Source organism: Micromonospora sp. DT15, from assembly GCF_049841475.1.
Taxonomy (GTDB): Bacteria; Actinomycetota; Actinomycetes; order Mycobacteriales; family Micromonosporaceae; genus Micromonospora.
This window is the reverse complement of sequence record NZ_JBNCKJ010000001.1, coordinates 113,359-127,980: the sequence shown is the minus strand read 5'-3', so window position 1 is coordinate 127,980 and position 14,622 is coordinate 113,359. Positions and strand designations below refer to the sequence as shown.

General features: G+C 71.6%; 15 protein-coding genes and 3 tRNA genes. 6 read left to right on the top strand and 12 right to left on the bottom strand.

The window, feature by feature from the left end; genetic code table 11:
- Positions 1-3 precede the first annotated feature (3 nt).
- The 4 genes from ACLQ3F_RS00615 to ACLQ3F_RS00600 all read right to left on the bottom strand — a co-directional run bounded on the left by ACLQ3F_RS00615 (position 4) and on the right by ACLQ3F_RS00600 (position 1,442).
- A tRNA-Glu gene (locus ACLQ3F_RS00615) sits at positions 4-76 on the bottom strand.
- 175 nt (positions 77-251) lie between these two features.
- Positions 252-324, bottom strand: a tRNA-Glu gene (locus tag ACLQ3F_RS00610).
- Positions 325-458: 134 nt separating this feature from the next.
- Positions 459-530: transfer RNA gene (locus ACLQ3F_RS00605), tRNA-Gln, on the bottom strand.
- A gap of 108 nt (positions 531-638) precedes the next feature.
- On the bottom strand, positions 639-1,442 hold the full coding sequence (locus ACLQ3F_RS00600) for a fumarylacetoacetate hydrolase family protein (protein ID WP_091393135.1): 804 nt from the start codon (positions 1,440-1,442) through the stop codon (positions 639-641).
- 174 nt (positions 1,443-1,616) lie between these two features.
- On the opposite strand from ACLQ3F_RS00600, the gene ACLQ3F_RS00595 reads away from it, so the two are divergent.
- Together ACLQ3F_RS00595 and ACLQ3F_RS00590 are read left to right on the top strand one after the other, a co-directional pair.
- Positions 1,617-3,068 (top strand): hypothetical protein, encoded by a 1,452-nt coding sequence (locus ACLQ3F_RS00595; protein WP_425845062.1) that lies wholly within the window; start codon positions 1,617-1,619, stop codon positions 3,066-3,068.
- A gap of 35 nt (positions 3,069-3,103) precedes the next feature.
- A complete protein-coding gene (locus ACLQ3F_RS00590) occupies positions 3,104-3,970 on the top strand; it encodes a 3-methyladenine DNA glycosylase (protein WP_425845060.1) in 867 nt (288 codons plus the stop codon).
- 40 nt (positions 3,971-4,010) lie between these two features.
- Here ACLQ3F_RS00590 and arfB read toward each other — a convergent pair whose 3' ends face one another.
- The 7 genes from arfB to ACLQ3F_RS00555 form a co-directional block, all read right to left on the bottom strand.
- Entirely contained in the window at positions 4,011-4,436 is a 426-nt protein-coding gene (gene arfB / locus ACLQ3F_RS00585) for an alternative ribosome rescue aminoacyl-tRNA hydrolase ArfB (protein WP_357200793.1), read from the bottom strand.
- Between the two features lie 34 nt (positions 4,437-4,470).
- Positions 4,471-4,767, bottom strand: a complete 297-nt coding sequence (locus ACLQ3F_RS00580; protein ID WP_210786404.1) for a hypothetical protein — start codon at positions 4,765-4,767, stop codon at positions 4,471-4,473.
- A 97-nt stretch (positions 4,768-4,864) separates the two neighbouring features.
- A complete protein-coding gene (locus ACLQ3F_RS00575; RefSeq protein ID WP_425845057.1) occupies positions 4,865-5,719 on the bottom strand; it encodes a S1C family serine protease in 855 nt (284 codons plus the stop codon).
- 38 nt (positions 5,720-5,757) lie between these two features.
- A complete protein-coding gene (locus ACLQ3F_RS00570) occupies positions 5,758-6,717 on the bottom strand; it encodes a VWA domain-containing protein (protein WP_357200799.1) in 960 nt (319 codons plus the stop codon).
- Positions 6,714-7,727: a DUF58 domain-containing protein gene (locus ACLQ3F_RS00565; protein ID WP_425845054.1), complete on the bottom strand. Its 1,014-nt coding sequence runs from the start codon at positions 7,725-7,727 to the stop codon at positions 6,714-6,716. The genes ACLQ3F_RS00570 and ACLQ3F_RS00565 overlap by 4 nt, the downstream gene beginning before the upstream one ends.
- Positions 7,724-8,773, bottom strand: a complete 1,050-nt coding sequence (locus ACLQ3F_RS00560) for an AAA family ATPase (protein WP_357200805.1) — start codon at positions 8,771-8,773, stop codon at positions 7,724-7,726. The genes ACLQ3F_RS00565 and ACLQ3F_RS00560 overlap by 4 nt, the downstream gene beginning before the upstream one ends.
- A gap of 400 nt (positions 8,774-9,173) precedes the next feature.
- The gene (locus ACLQ3F_RS00555) at positions 9,174-9,680 is read right to left on the bottom strand and encodes a hypothetical protein (RefSeq protein ID WP_387354184.1); all 507 of its coding nucleotides are present in this window, start codon (positions 9,678-9,680) and stop codon (positions 9,174-9,176) included.
- Positions 9,681-10,020: 340 nt separating this feature from the next.
- On the opposite strand from ACLQ3F_RS00555, the gene ACLQ3F_RS00550 reads away from it, so the two are divergent.
- On the top strand, positions 10,021-11,010 hold the full coding sequence (locus ACLQ3F_RS00550) for an endonuclease/exonuclease/phosphatase family protein (RefSeq protein WP_425846138.1): 990 nt from the start codon (positions 10,021-10,023) through the stop codon (positions 11,008-11,010).
- A 345-nt stretch (positions 11,011-11,355) separates the two neighbouring features.
- Here ACLQ3F_RS00550 and cimA read toward each other — a convergent pair whose 3' ends face one another.
- Complete coding sequence (cimA, locus tag ACLQ3F_RS00545; protein WP_357200811.1) at positions 11,356-12,939, bottom strand: citramalate synthase; 1,584 nt, start codon at positions 12,937-12,939, stop codon at positions 11,356-11,358.
- A gap of 317 nt (positions 12,940-13,256) precedes the next feature.
- On the opposite strand from cimA, the gene ACLQ3F_RS00540 reads away from it, so the two are divergent.
- From ACLQ3F_RS00540 to ACLQ3F_RS00530, 3 genes are all read left to right on the top strand, one after another.
- A complete protein-coding gene (locus ACLQ3F_RS00540; RefSeq protein WP_425845051.1) occupies positions 13,257-13,451 on the top strand; it encodes a hypothetical protein in 195 nt (64 codons plus the stop codon).
- Between the two features lie 2 nt (positions 13,452-13,453).
- On the top strand, positions 13,454-13,984 hold the full coding sequence (locus tag ACLQ3F_RS00535) for a carboxymuconolactone decarboxylase family protein (protein ID WP_425845049.1): 531 nt from the start codon (positions 13,454-13,456) through the stop codon (positions 13,982-13,984).
- Positions 13,985-14,161: 177 nt separating this feature from the next.
- A complete protein-coding gene (locus ACLQ3F_RS00530) occupies positions 14,162-14,620 on the top strand; it encodes a PRC-barrel domain containing protein (protein WP_425845046.1) in 459 nt (152 codons plus the stop codon).
- Positions 14,621-14,622: the final 2 nt, after the last annotated feature.

The window sequence follows — 14,622 nt, the reverse complement described above, 5'->3', positions numbered from 1 at the left end:
ATGTAGCCCCGACCGGATTCGAACCGGCGCTACCGCCTTGAGAGGGCGGCGTCCTGGGCCGCTAGACGACGGGGCCAGAACTTTTCCGTTCACCACCCTCGCGGGCGGTGCGAATGTAGTCTAGCGGCACCGTACCCGGGCGCGAGCGCGGGGTGCGCCGCCACCCGAGGGCCCGGCGGGGGCCGGACCGGACACCGACGGGCGGACACGAAACAGCCCGCCTCACGAGGTGAGACGGGCTGTGCACGCTGTAGCCCCGACCGGATTCGAACCGGCGCTACCGCCTTGAGAGGGCGGCGTCCTGGGCCGCTAGACGACGGGGCCAGAACAACTTTTGCTCCCCCACCTTGGCGGCGGAGGAGCTGCACTCTACCGAAGACCACCCTCCGCCCCCGAAGGGGCGGAGTCGAACTCCGTCAGAATCCAGCGTCTGGAAGTTCTCGCGAACTCCAGCAGCGCTGGGGTACCAGGACTCGAACCTAGACTAACTGAACCAGAATCAGTCGGGCTGCCAATTACCCCATACCCCATTGGCCCCTTGCGGCGCCGGGAGTGAACTTTACCCTCCCGGTGCCGGCAGGCCAAATCCGATCCCCCCGAACCACCCGTGAGCTGCGTAAACAGGGGCATCAGACGGATCAGGCGACGGGAACCACCGGGTTGGTGAGCTCGCCGATGCCGTCGATCCGCACGGTGACCGTATCCCCCTCGACAAGCGGGCTAACCCCGGCTGGAGTGCCGGTGAGAACGACGTCACCGGGCAGCAGAGTCATGACGTGCGAGATGTACGACACCAGGCCCGGCACGTCGAAGACCATGTCCTTCGTCCGGCCGAGTTGGCGTACCTCCATCTCCTCCGGGTTGCGACCCACCTCACACCGGATCTCCAGGTCGGACACGTCCAGCCCGGTGGTGATCCACGGGCCGATCGGGCAGAACGAGTCGAAGCCCTTGGCCCGGGTCCACTGGCCGTCCGACCGCTGGAGGTCCCGAGCGGTGACGTCGTTGGCGCAGGTGTAGCCGAAGATGGCGCGTTCGGCGGCGGCGCGGTCGGCGCGGCGCGCACCCGGCGCCCCGATCACGACCGCCAGCTCCGCCTCGTGCTCGACCTGCTTGGAGAAGATCGGCAGCCGGATGGCGTCCCGGGGGCCGATCACCGAGGTGGACGGCTTGAGGAAGAGCAGCGGCTCCTTGGGCACCTCGTTGCCGAGCTCGGCGGCGTGGTCGGCGTAGTTGCGGCCGACACAGACCACCTTGCTGGGCAGGATCGGCGAGAGCAGCCGAACGTCGGAGAGGGCCCAACGGGCCCCACTGAAGGAGAGATTGCCGAACGGGTGGCCCTCGATCTCGGCGATGGTCAGACCCTGCGGCCCGGCCTCCGCTTCGCCTTCGACGGCACCGAACGACATTCCCTTGGCATGGGCGAAACGAGCGATACGCACCCGGCCAATCTAGCGCCGTCGGCACCCCGGACGGCCAGGACAGGCGGTCGGGTGTGCTCAACCCGTCAGCGCGCGGCACCCTACCGGAGCTGGAGGTGACCGGGGCGGACTTCTCGACTTCGTACCCGCACGGAGGCGGCTGGCCCCTAGCGTCGGCTCCGGAGGTTCGTTCGTATGCCTGCATCGACACGACACCACAGAGCCCTCGCAGTGTTCGTGCACTGCCTCGGCATCCTCGCCGCCGTGCCGGCCCTGCCGACGGCGGCCCCGGAGGCGGCGGCCACGCCACGACCACCGGCGGCCACGCCACAACCAACGGCCGCCGCACCACCGGCCGCCACACGACCACCAATGGCGGTCGCACCACCGGTCGCCACACCAGCACCAGTGGGAACCCGGCCGCCGGTGACGCTGGTCGCGCGGGTGACCGAGCCCACCCCGCCCTCGGCGCCACCGGCGATGGCACCACCGACCCGGGCACCGGCTTCGGCACCCCCGCAACAGGTCACTGTGGCGGTCGCGACAGAGAGCAGCCCGGCACCGAGGTACCGGATCCAGGTGCGCAACGTGAGCAACTCGCCGCTGGAGACCACTGTGCGTCAGGAACTGCCGCCCGGCTCGTCGACGACCGCGATCAGCGGTGGTGGCCGATCCAGCTCGGCCGGCGGATCGGCCACCGAGGTGACCTGGCGGCTGCGGCTACCCGCGCACAGCACCACCACCCTGGGCACCGCGCTCGCGGCGACCGCGCCTGGCCGGCCGCTGACCGCGCCGACCTGCGCGTTCACCAGTGACGGCAGCCGGCCGTACGACTGCGCCACGGCCACCTGGCAGGCGGCAGCGGCACCGCCGGCCGAGGTGAGCGAGGCGCCACCGTGGCGCCGCTACCCGGTGCTGCTCGCCGGACTGGCGGTCCTGCTGCTGATCAGCGCTGCCCTGGTCTGGGTGTGGCGACGTCGGCGCGGGCGTCGGGTGACGGCTGCCGCGCTCTCCACCGGCGGCGGCGCCGAGCATGGCCGCGGGACGGTCTATCCCCGGCCGGCGGCCCCGAGTCCGGTGCGACGTCGGCGTACCCCGCCGGTGTGGATGTTGGTGGGTGCCGCCGTGGTGGTGCTCGCCGGCGTGGTCGGCACCGCGGGCTGGACGGCGACCCGGCAGGTCGCGGCGATCGACACGCAGAAGCAGCCCACCAGCGGCGCGTGGGTGGGCACCGGGGTCGCCGGGGCCATGGGAGTGCCGCTGCGCGAGTCGGCGTTCGAGTTCACCGTGTACCGGATGACCTGCGGCGCGCCCGGCACCGCCGGGAAGACCGACGGCGGCGGTGCCGCACCGGCCAACGGGCGACGCTGCGAGGCCACCGTCGGAGTGCGCAACCTCACCGGGGACCACCAGCCCTGGCACAGCGAGCTGCAACGGGCGTACCTGCCCGACGGACGCTGGGTGAGCACCGACGAGCCGGCCACCCGGACGGCGAACCTGGGTCGGGACGTCTTCGCCGACCCGATGGCAGCGGGCACCCGGATGGTGCTCCCGCTGATCTTCACCGTCGACGGGCGGGACCCGCCCCAGCAGTTGGAGCTGCGCAGCGGGGTGTTCTCCGCAGGCGTCCGGGTGCAGATGCCCTGACCGGGTGCGCGGGCGGCGGTCGTACCCTGGGGTGCGTGACCGCCGCCCTCGCCCCCGCCGTGCTCGACGCGGCGCAGTGGCAGGCCCGCCGACGGGCCCACGAGGAGCGGGTGGATGTCTGGCTGACCCCGCACCTGGCCCGGCGACGACGCGGTCAGCGGCATCCGGTGGCCGACTTCCTGTTCACCTACTACTCGCACCGCCCGGCCCAGCTGCGGCGCTGGCATCCGGGGCCCGGGGTCGAGCTACGGGACGCCGACCCGGCCGAGTTCGGCCGCGACTACCGCGCCGGCACCGCCGGGGTCACCCTCGACACCGAGGGGGTACGCGCGCGGCGCGGCGAGTCGATCGCCTGGATCCGCTCCCTGCTGGAGGCGACGCGCGGACGGGCGCCGCACTTCGGCTGCTTCGGGATGCACGAGTGGGCGATGGTCTACCGGCAGACCCGGGAGGAGTTGCGGCACAACGCCTGGCCGCTGCGGCTCAGCGCGGAACGCACCGCCACGGTCGTCGAGGAGCGGGGCGTGCGGTGCAGCCACTTCGACGCGTTCCGGTTCTTCACACCGCCGGCCCGCCCGTTGAACCTGCTCACCCCCACCCGGGAGACGCAGCACGCGCACGAGCAGCCGGGCTGCCTGCACGCCAACATGGATCTGTACAAGTGGGCGTACAAGCTGTCGCCGTTGGTCACCTCGGAGCTGGTGGCCGACGCGTTCGACCTGGCCCGGGACATCCGCACCCTGGACATGCGGGCCAGCCCGTACGACCTGGCGGCCCTCGGCTACCCGCCGGTGCGGGTGGAGACTCCGGACGGCCGGGCAGAGTACGCGGCGGCGCAACGCGGCTTCGCCGAGCGGGCCGCCGTGCTGCGCGACCGGCTGCTCGCCGCCGTCCCGGGATAGTCGTCGGCGCGGCGCTGTCCCCGTTTGCGCTGGGACCGGCCTAGTCGTCGTCGGCGCGGCGGTCCCGTTTGCGTTGCGACTGGCGCTTCTTCTCGGCCAGTCGGCGTTCCTTGGCACCACGGGACGGCCGGGTGGCTCGCCGGGTCGGCGGTGGAGGCGCGGCGGCCTCCCGCAGCAGAGCTGTCATCCGGGCCCGGGCCGCCTCCCGGTTGGCCAGCTGGGCCCGGTGCTCGCTGGCGGCGATCGTCAGCACCCCGTCGACGAGGCGGTTGGCCAGCCGGGCCAGCGCCCGCGACCGCAGCCACTCCGGCACGGCCGGCGAGTTGGCCACGTCGTAGCTCAGCTCGACCCGGGAGTCCGCGGTGTTCACGCCCTGCCCGCCCGGCCCCGACGAGCGGGAGAAGCGCTCCCGCAGCTCCCCGGCGGGGACGACCCACCGGTCGGTCACCCGCAGTCCGTCGTCCACGCCCCGAGGCTAACCCGCGACGACCTGCCGGGGGTCATCGGTGCGGAGGCTCACTCTGCGTCGGGGACTGGCTGGGTGCCGGCCCGGCGGTCTCCTCGTCGGAGCCGACGGCCGCGTACGCCACCGCGCCGAAGAGCAGCACCCCGATGACCGCGGCCTTCACGACGACGCCGCGGATCAGTGACCAGGCGCCGCGGCGGGCGCCTGGCACCGATTTCTTGACGGTCTGGTAATCGTTCCACCCGCGCCGTGCCCGGGCGTACGCCGACCCCACTGCACATCCGATGACCAGGCCCACCAGCAGGAGGACCGTGAGAAGAGGACGCTCCACCTCAGCCAGTATCCATACCGAGCGTAATATTTCCATTGTCCGATGCCGTCCGGCCGGATATCCGACAGTGCTGGCACCGTCAGGGTGTTCGGGCAGCTCAGCCGCCCTTGCCGATGATCGTGTCGGCGGTCTGCTGCACCTGGTCGATCGGAATGGCAAACCCGATGCCGATCGAGCCGTTTCCATCGATGGTGGCGATCGCGGTGTTCACCCCGACCACTTCCCCGCGCGCGTTGACCAGTGGCCCACCGGAGTTGCCGGGGTTGATTGACGCGTCGGTCTGCACCGCGGTGTGCCGGTTGTTGCCGAGCCGCACCTCCCGGTCGAGCGCGCTGACGATGCCCGCAGTGACCGTCCCCGCCAGACCGAGCGGTGAACCGACAGCGAGCACCGGCTCACCGACCCGGGTCGCGCCGGGCTTGGCCAGGGGCAGCGGGGCGAGACCCGCCGATGCCGGCACCTTCAGCACCGCCAGGTCGCTGCGCGGCTCCCGTCCGACCACCTCGGCGGCGAACCGGCGGCCGTCGGGCAGCTCGACGGTCACCGGTCCGCCACCCCCCTTGGCCAGGATGTGGTCGTTGGTGATCAGGTGCTGCTGGTCGTCGACGGCGAAGCCGGAGCCGGTCGCGGACCCGCTGGTCGCGCCACCGGCCAGCACCGATACCACCCCGGGTACGGTCCGCGCGGCCGCGGTGACAAGCTCGGCCGGCACCGGAGCGGCGGACGCCGCGGCCGGACCACCAGCCCCGTCCCGACTGGCCACCACGCCGCCGGCGAGAGCACCGGAGACGGCCGAGACCGCCACCACGGCCAACACGGTGAACAGCCTCCCGGGCCCTCGCCTGCCCGGGTCGCGCTCGGGCGCGTCCCACCACCCGCGCCCTTCCGGGTCGAGTTCCGGTGAGATGAACCAGGGACCGCGCGGTTCGCCCAGTCCGGTCTGCACTGCCATGCGCACTCCTCACTGTCGACGTCGGTTGTGCGTGCAGGTCAGGGCAGCCGGGAGAACCAGCGCATCGAGCCGGCGGCGGCGCCCATCGCGAACACCAGTCCGAGGCCGATGAAGCGGGCCGAGATGTCCTGTCGCTCCGTGCGGTAGCCGACCGAACTGCCGATGTCGTCGTAGACGGCCCGCAGTTCGTCGGTGGTGCTGGCCTCGTGGAACATGCCGCCGGTCTCCTCGGCGACCGCCTTGAGGGTCTGTCCGTCCACCGGCACCTGGATGGGCCGTCCACCTCGGTCGACGAACCCGGACGGGGTGCCGAACGAGATCGAGTGCACCGGCACCTCTGCCTTCACCGCTTCCGCCGCCGCCTCCATGGGGTCCATCCCGGAGGTGTTGGCGCCGTCGGAGAGCAGGATGACCCGGGCGGGTGGCGTCTCCTTCGCGGCCTCGCTGTCGAGGCTCTTGACCGCGCCGAGCGAGGTGTTGATGGCCTCGCCGATCGCGGTGCCCTGAACGCCGGTGATGCCCTCGGCGAGCCGGTCGATCCCCTCGTCGAGGGCGTCCCGGTCGGTGCTCGGAGGCACCAGGACGGCGGCACTGCCGGCGAACGCCACGAGACCGACGTTGAACTCGTCGGGCAGGCCATCGACGAATCGCCGGGCGGCTTCCTTCGCCGCGCCCAGCCGGTCCGGTTCGACGTCGGTGGCGAGCATCGACGTGGAGACGTCCACCGCCACCATCACGGTGGCCCGTTCCCGGGGCACCCGGACCTCGGCGCTCGGGCGGGCGAAGCCGACCACGAGCAGCGCCAGCATGGCTAGGAAGAGCCCGGCCGGTACGTGCCGACGCCAGGCGGGCCGCTGCGGCGCAACCCGGTCCAGCAGCCGCAGGTTGGTGAAGCGGACCGCGTACCGGCTGCGTCGCCGCTGTAGCACCAGGTAGGCGACGACCAGGGCGAGCACGCCGAGCAGCAGCCAGAGGCGCAGCGGCGACTGCCAGATCACGCGGCACCTCCCCGGGGCCGGCCGACCGGCGCGGCGGCCAGCCGACGCTGGGCGTGCACGTGCCGGACGATGTCGGCGCTCCAGTCGCCGTCGGTGCGCAGCGGCAGATGGGTCGCCCCGCTGCGGCGCAGCGCCTGGTGGACCTGTTCGCGCTGGGCGGTGGCGGCCTCGGCGTACCGCTCGCGCAGCCCACGGTCCGATGTGCACACCTCACGGTGCCGACCGGTCTCCGGGTCGACGAGCGTGATCAGGCCGACGTCCGGTAGTTCGAGCTCACGCGGGTCGGTCACCTCGATCGCCAGCACCTGGTGCCGGACGGCCAGCCGGCGCATGGTCCGCTCCCAGGGCGCTGTCTGGGCGGGGTCGTCGGGCAGTCCGTCGAGGAAGTCGGAGACCACCACGACCAGCCCACGCCGGTTGGCGATCCGGTGCAGCGCGTCGAGGCCGTCCGCCAGATCGGGCGGTCGGGTCGCCGGCCCACGCCCCGGCCGGTCGGTGGGCGCGGTGGCCCGGGGGGCGGCGAGCAGCGCGCGGAGCAGGGAAAGCAGATGGGTACGCCCGCTGCGGGCCGGGAAGCGGCGTACCCCGTCGGCGCGGAGCACCTGTGCGCCGAGGCGGTTGCCGACGCCCGCGGTCAGGAACCCGACCGCCGCGACGGCAGCTACCGCCAGTTCCCGTTTGTCCAGTTCGGCGGTGCCGAACTCCATGCTGGCGCTGCCGTCGACGAGCAGCCAGGTGGTCAGTTCCCGGTCGGCGTCGACCTGCCGGACGTGCGGCACGGCGGTGCGGGCGGTCACCGCCCAGTCCATCCGGCGCACCTCGTCCTCGCCCGGCCGGTATTCGCGACTGCCGGAGGGTTCACTGCCGGGACCGGGCAGCAGACCACGGTACTGGCCGTGCAACAGGCCGTTCAGCCGGCGCGTGACGGTCAGCTCCAGGCGACGCAGGCGCTGGTCCGGGGCCAGCTCGGCCAGACCGGGGTCGGCTGGCGCGACAGTGGCGCGTCTCATGCCGCCGCCAGATCCGGTGTCTGCAGCGGGTGGCCGGTGGCCAGCCGGGGCGGCGGTACCGCCTCGACGAGCCGTCGCACCACGCTTTCCGCCGTCACCCCGTCGGCCACCGCGTCGAAGGAGAGCACCAGCCGGTGGGCAAGGACGTCGACGGCCAGCTCGCGAATGTCCTCGGGCAGCACGTACTCCCGCCCTCGCAGCAGGGCCTGCGCCCGGGCCGCCGCGACCAGGCCCAGTGTTGCTCGGGGACTGGCCCCGTACGCCAACAGCGGGGCGATCTCCGGTAGCCCGAACCGGCCCGGGTCGCGGGTGGCGAGGATCAGCCGCACCACGTACTCGGCCAACGCGTGGTGGACGAAGACCCGCTCGGCGTGGATCTGGAGGTCCCTCAGCCGTTGGGCGTCGAGCACCTGGCGCGGTGTCGGCCGGTCGGTGCTCATCCGGTAGAGGATGGCCAGCTCGTCGGCGTCGCTGGGGTAGTCGACAACCACCTTCATCAGGAACCGGTCACGCTGCGCCTCCGGGAGCTGGTAGACCCCCTCGGACTCGATCGGGTTCTGGGTGGCCAGCACCAGGAACGGCTCCGGCACCGGCCAGCTGCGCCCGCCGATGGAGACCTGCCGTTCGGCCATCGCCTCCAGCAGCGCCGACTGGACCTTGGCCGGGGCCCGGTTGATCTCGTCGGCCAGCACCAGGTTGGCCATGATCGGGCCCAGCTCGATGTCGAAGGTCTCCTTCGACGCCCGGTAGATCCGGGTGCCGACGATGTCGGAGGGCACCAGGTCCGGAGTGAACTGGATCCGGGAGAAGGTGCCGCCGACCACCGTCGCGAGGGTCTGCGCGGCCAGTGTCTTGGCCACGCCGGGTACCCCCTCAAGGAGGCAGTGTCCGTTGGCGACCAGGGCGGTGAGCAGGCGTTCGACGAGGCGATCCTGCCCGACGATCACGCGTTTGACCTCGAAGAGGGTCTGTTCCAGCTCGATGCCGGTCGGCTCCGGATCGACCGGGCTGGGCATGCTGGCCAGGGTGTCCGAGATGTCCGTCACGGTGCTTGCTTCCCGGGCACAGGCCCGGCAAACGTGGGATTGTGCGGGCCGGACCGGCCCGGAGTGGCCGGAATGGGGATGAGCCGCGCGGAAGGGTGACGACCGTCGCGAGCCTGCCGAGGGCCGCCCAACCGGCAGGTGACCGACCGCGGGGTGCCCGACCGGGGACGAACCGGTCGAATACGGCCCTCGCCGACCGCCGAACTCGCGGCGGCGGCGTCCAGCGCGCCGATCCGCTCGGGTTCAGGGAAGTCGGGGCGTCCCCGTACTCAGGGCACCCCGACTTGGGCGAAAGCCGAGCGAATCGGGTTGTCCGAGGTAGCGGCCGGCGGGCCGGCACGCTGAGCGGACAGGGTCCGGCCCCCGCGCCGGATGCGACGGGGGCCGGGTGCCGGTTCGGTCAGGGTGTGTGGGTGAGCAGGGTGAAGCCCAGGTTGGCCGGTGTCCCGGCCGAGTTGCGGGTCTGCACGAAGACCGCGTTGGGCGTCAGCAACCGCGGGGCGACCGAGACCTCGCCGCCCGGCGGAATGCAGCAGGAGCCGGACAGGGACAGGGTGGCCAGGAAGGCACCGGCCGAGACGTTGTAACCGAAGATCACCTCGTACTCCCCGACGCCGTACTTGACCACGGTGCCGGTGCCGCGCGCCTTGGTGCCGTTGGAGTTGACGACGGTGAAGACGTTGGTGGCCACCAGCGGGGTGGCCGCGCTCGCCTTCAGCGCGGCTTTCGCGATACGCGCCGACTCGGCGCTGACCGGCGGCTGGGAGTTCGTGCCGCGTGCCGGCTGGACCGTTTCCTGCGGCGCCTTCGCCGACGGCTGGGCGATAGCGATGCCGCCGCCGGCGAGACTGAGCCCCAGGACAGCGAACGTGACCGCCGCCACCTTACGTCGGAAGGATGTGCTCATGACAGGTCCCCCTTGTGTGAGCGTGCGAATTCGGCCGACCCGCGGGGCGGGACGGATGACTGCCAACAAATAGGCGTACGACGACAGTTGGGCAGGGAAAGCTGCCTTGCTCACACCCGGCGAGATTGATTTCTCAGCAATCTGCATCCCCTCTGAGCTGCTGTTACTACTCAGAGTTGCGTCGTTTAAGCCAGATGGAACGTAGCACCGGAAAAAGCTGACAGTCAATAGTTGATCTCGCTTTTTCGGGGTGTCAACCAACCGTCAGACAATTGTGAAATGTGAGCGGATCACCATTCATGAAATGGGTTCGTCGGGCCCGACTACGATCATCTTCGTGATCGTCGACGCTCCACCCGCGCACCGGAACGCCCGGCTCGGCACTGCGCTCTGTTGGCTTGCCGTCGTACCCACCGCCCTCTGGGCAGGGGCCCGACTGCTCGGCCTGGACCGGGGGCCGTTGGTGCAGGCGCTCGCGTTCACGCCGTACGTCGCGGGAGTCAGCGTGCTGGTCCTGGCCCTCGCGCTCGCCCTGCGGCGCTGGTGGCCGGCGGCGGTCGCGGCCCTGGCGGCGGTGGCGTTGCTCGGTACCGTCGCACCTCGGGCGCTGGCCAACCCGCAGCCGGCGGCGGCCGGGCCGACCGTGCGGCTGCTCACCGCCAATCTGCTCGCCGGCGCCGGTGACGCGCGGACACTGGTGGAGCTGGTCCGGCGACAACAGGTGGACGTGCTCACCGTGCAGGAGTTCACGCCGGACGCGCAGGCCGCGCTGGATCAACTCGGCCTCGCCACGCTGATGCCGCACCGGCAGCTCAACCCCGAGATCGGCACCCCTGGCTCCGGGCTCTACTCGCGGTGGCCCATCACCGACGGCGGCGTCCGACGCAACCTCGAGGGCTGGGGCTTCAGCCAGGCGTACGCGACGGTGTCCGTCCCCGGAGGGCCCCCGGTCCGCGTCGAGTCGGCCCACCCCTCGGCGCCGTACGCGCTGGACCAGGTGGGTGCCTGGCGCGCCGACCTGACCGCCCAACCACCGGCCACCCCGGACGGTGGCCTGCGGATCCTCGCCGGAGACTTCAACGCGACCCTCGACCACGGTCCACTGCGGGCACTGCTGCGCAGCGGTTACGTCGACGCCGCCGATGCCACCGGGGCGGGCCTGACCGGCACCTGGGGTCCCTACGACGGTGACCTCATCCCACCCGTCACCATCGACCACGTCCTGGTCGACCACCGCATAGCGGTCCGCTCAGTCGAGGTGTTCACCCTGCCCGGCAGCGACCACCGCCCCGTCCAAGCCACCCTCACCCTCCCCCAACCCACCCCCTAACCCGTCACCCCCCACCCCCGCGCCCCCGGCCCCCGGCCCCCGCCCTCCGGCCCCCGGCCCCCGGCCCCCGGCCCCCGGCCCCCGGCCTCCGGCCTCCGCGCCGATCATGGACTTGTGGTGGGGGTTTTGGGCACCGGAGCCCGGTACGTACACCACCACAACTCCATGATCGACCAGGAAGGGGCGGGCGGGGCGCAGGGCGGGGTGGGGCTGGGAGGGGCGGGGTGGGGCTGGGAGGGGAGGGACGGGAGGGGAGGGAGGGGAGGGAGGGGAGGGAGGGGAGGGAGGGGAGGGGTGGGGTGGGGTGGGTGGGGTGGGGTGGGAGGAGGTGGGGAAGGTCGGGGGTTAGACGGAGGTGGGGGCTAGGCCGTAGGTCAGGGCGTCTACCAGGGCGTGCCAGCTGGCCTCGACCACGTTGGGGTGGACGCCTACCGTGGTCCAGTCGCGGCCATTGCCGTTCGAGGTTTCCAGCAGGACCCGGGTGACCGCGCCGGTGCCGTGACTGCCCTCCAGGATCCGCACCTTGTAGTCGGCCAACTCGAAGTCGCGCAGTTGCGGATAGTGCCGCGCCAGCCCCACCCGCAGCGCCTCGTCGAGGGCGTTGACCGGGCCGTTGCCCTCGGCGGTGGCGATCACCCGCTCACCGCGAACCCGGATCTTGACGGTCGCCTCGGAGACCACAGCGCCGTCCTCACGGTGCTCGACCAACACCCGGTACGACTCCAGGGTGAACGGTCGGGCCGGGCTGCCCTCCGGCATCTCGGAGCGGACCAGCAGCTCGAACGAGGCGTCGGCCGCCTCGAACGACCAGCCACCCGCCTCCAACTCCTTGACCCGCTTGGTGACCCGGTTCAGGGCGTCCGGGCTGGCGGCCAGGTCCAGGCCGAGCTCACGACTCTTGAGCTCGACGCTGGCCCGACCGGCCATCTCCGTGATGAGGATCCGCATGTCGTTGCCCACCACCGACGGGTCCACGTGGTTGTAGAGCAACGGGTCGACCTTGATCGCGCTCGCGTGCAGCCCCGCCTTGTGGGCGAAGGCAGCGGCCCCGGCGTACGCCTGGTGGGTGTCGGGGGCGATGTTGGCGATCTCGGCGATGGCGTGCGAGACCCGCACCATCTGTGCCAGGCAGCCCTCCGGTAGGACGGGCATGCCGAGCTTGAGTTGAAGGTTGGCGACGACAGCGAAGATGTCGGCGTTGCCTGGGCGCTCGCCGTACCCGTTGGCGGTGCCCTGCACGTGGCGGACGCCCGCCTCGACGGCGGCGATGGTGTTGGCCACCGCGCAGGAGGTGTCGTTCTGGGCGTGCATACCGAGCAGCCCGGCGTCGATCCCCAGCCGGTTCGTCAGGTCCTGGATCACGGCGGTCACCTGGGACGGCAGCATGCCGCCGTTGGTGTCGCAGAGCACCATCCGCTCGGCGCCGGCGGCGAGCGCGGTCTGCACCACGGCGGCGCCGTACGCGGGGTCGTGCCGGTAGCCGTCGAAGAAGTGTTCGCCGTCGACGAAGACCCGTCGACCCTCGCGGACGAGGTGGTTGACGGTGTCGTGGATCATCGCGAGGTTCTCCGCGCCGGTGGTGCGCAGCGCGCGCTCGACGTGCCGGGTGTCGGCCTTGGCGACCAGGGCCACGGCCGGGGTCTGCGCGTCAAGCAGGGCGCGTACCTGGGGGTCGTCCGCAACCGCGACGCCGGCCTTGCGGGTGGCGCCGAACGCGACGAGTACGGCGTGCCGCAGGTCCAGTTCGGTGCGGGCGCGGCGGAAGAACTCGGTGTCCTTGGGCACCGCGCCCGGCCAGCCGCCCTCGATGAAGCCGACGCCGAACTCGTCGAGCAGCCGGGCCACGGCCAGCTTGTCGACCACCGAGTAGGTGAGCCCCTCGCGCTGAGCGCCGTCGCGCAACGTGGTGTCGAAGACCTGGAACGTCATCAGGATCCTTTCTCGGAGCAACAAAAAGACCTCCCGCGGATGCGGGAGGTCTGCGCGCTCGGCAGAGGGGAGAGCCGGCGCGCTAGGTCGCAATAATCAGGGCGGTGCTGGTCACGATGGCCACTCTGCCACCCCTCCCCCGAATGTGGGAGGAACAATCCATATAGCGGGATGGTGACGGAGGGTTCGTACGCCCCGAACCACCGCTCGTGATCGGCTTCACAAGCCACCTGGGCCACTCATCGGGGGAACCAGCCATGCGGAAGCATCTGGAACGGATCCGATGATGGCCACCGCGCCGTCTGCAAGGAGGACCTGTGCTCACCGTCAGTGACCGCTTACCTGAGCACGGCCTCGCCGCCTGCGTATCGCTGGACGCGAACAACGCGTCCACGGCGGTCAACCACACGTCCCACGAGGGCACGTGGTGTGTGGTCTTCGTCGGGCCGATGGGTTTCACCACCATCAGCCCGACGGGGATCGCCGACGAGACCTCCGCCGGCGGATTCTGACCATGGGCCTGGACGCGATCAAGGCAGCCCTGCCGGAGTACGCCAACGACATCAGGCTCAACCTGGGCGCCACAATCGGTGCCTCGGCGTTGACCCCACCGCAGACCTGGGGCGTCGCGCTGGCCTGTGCGGTGACCGCTCGCAACCCGGTGGTGTTGCGGGAGATCGCAGCCGAGGCGCTCGGGCACCTCGGGCCGGAAGGCGTCGAGGCGGCCAAGGGCGCTGCGGCGATCATGGCGATGAACAACATCTACTACCGGGCCAAGCACCTGATCGGCGATGAGCTGTACGCCTCGATGCCGGCCCGACTGCGGATGCGGATCATCGCGAGGCCGGGGGTGGACAAGGGCGACTTCGAACTCTGGTGTTTTGCCGTGTCGGCCATCGCCGGCTGTGAGGTGTGCCTGGAGTTGCACGAGAAGAAGCTGCGCGGCAGCGGCTTCACCAGAGAGCAGCTGCACGAGGCCCTGCGGATCTCCGCCGTGGTGCACGCCGCGGCGGTCACCCTGGACGCCGAGACCGCCCTGGCCTGAACACGTACGCCCGAGACGGGCCGACGCCGCACCTCGCGGCCCCGGCCCCTCGCCGTACAGCGGCCTGTCGCCGCGCCGCGGTCTGATCGCCGTTTCCGGCCCCCGACGGCCGGGTAGCTCCTGCGGGGACGCACCCACCTTCGGCGAGACGATCGGCGACAGTCAGGAGTGAACGGCATGGACAGGATCGATCCGCACGCCACCCACGCGGGTCCGGACCCGCTGCGCGGCGGCGACCAGGGCGCGGTGCCCGGCGGCCCGCCGGCCGGCACGTTCGACCCCTGGCGCTACCGGGACCACGCCGGCGTGGCCGACGTCGACCTGGTCGGCTACAAGGTCGAGGCCACCGACGGGGGAATTGGCAAGATCGACAGCGCCAGTCACGAGGTGGGCGGCAGCTACCTGGTCGTGGACACCGGGCCCTGGATCTTCGGCAAGAAGGTGATGTTGCCGGCCGGCACCGTCAACCAGGTCGACCACGACCAGCGCACCGTCTCCGTCGACCGGACCCAGGACCAGATCAAGGCCGCCCCGGAGTACGACGAGACCAGCCACAGCGACCCGAGCTACCGGGATCAGCTCGGCGGCTACTACGACGAGACGTACGGCGCGCTCCCGCCCGGCACCGCACGCTGACT

Bases quoted from the DNA above. Each gene is read 5' to 3' on its own strand.
- ACLQ3F_RS00565 (WP_425845054.1), bottom strand. From the start codon at position 7,727: ATGAGACGCGCCACTGTCGCGCCAGCCGACCCCGGTCTGGCCGAGCTG.
- ACLQ3F_RS00595 (WP_425845062.1), top strand. From the start codon at position 1,617: ATGCCTGCATCGACACGACACCACAGAGCCCTCGCAGTGTTCGTGCAC.
- ACLQ3F_RS00535 (WP_425845049.1), top strand. From the start codon at position 13,454: ATGGGCCTGGACGCGATCAAGGCAGCCCTGCCGGAGTACGCCAACGAC.
- ACLQ3F_RS00530 (WP_425845046.1), top strand. From the start codon at position 14,162: ATGGACAGGATCGATCCGCACGCCACCCACGCGGGTCCGGACCCGCTG.
- ACLQ3F_RS00575 (WP_425845057.1), bottom strand. From the start codon at position 5,719: ATGGCAGTGCAGACCGGACTGGGCGAACCGCGCGGTCCCTGGTTCATC.
- ACLQ3F_RS00555 (WP_387354184.1), bottom strand. From the start codon at position 9,680: ATGAGCACATCCTTCCGACGTAAGGTGGCGGCGGTCACGTTCGCTGTC.
- cimA (WP_357200811.1), bottom strand. From the start codon at position 12,939: ATGACGTTCCAGGTCTTCGACACCACGTTGCGCGACGGCGCTCAGCGC.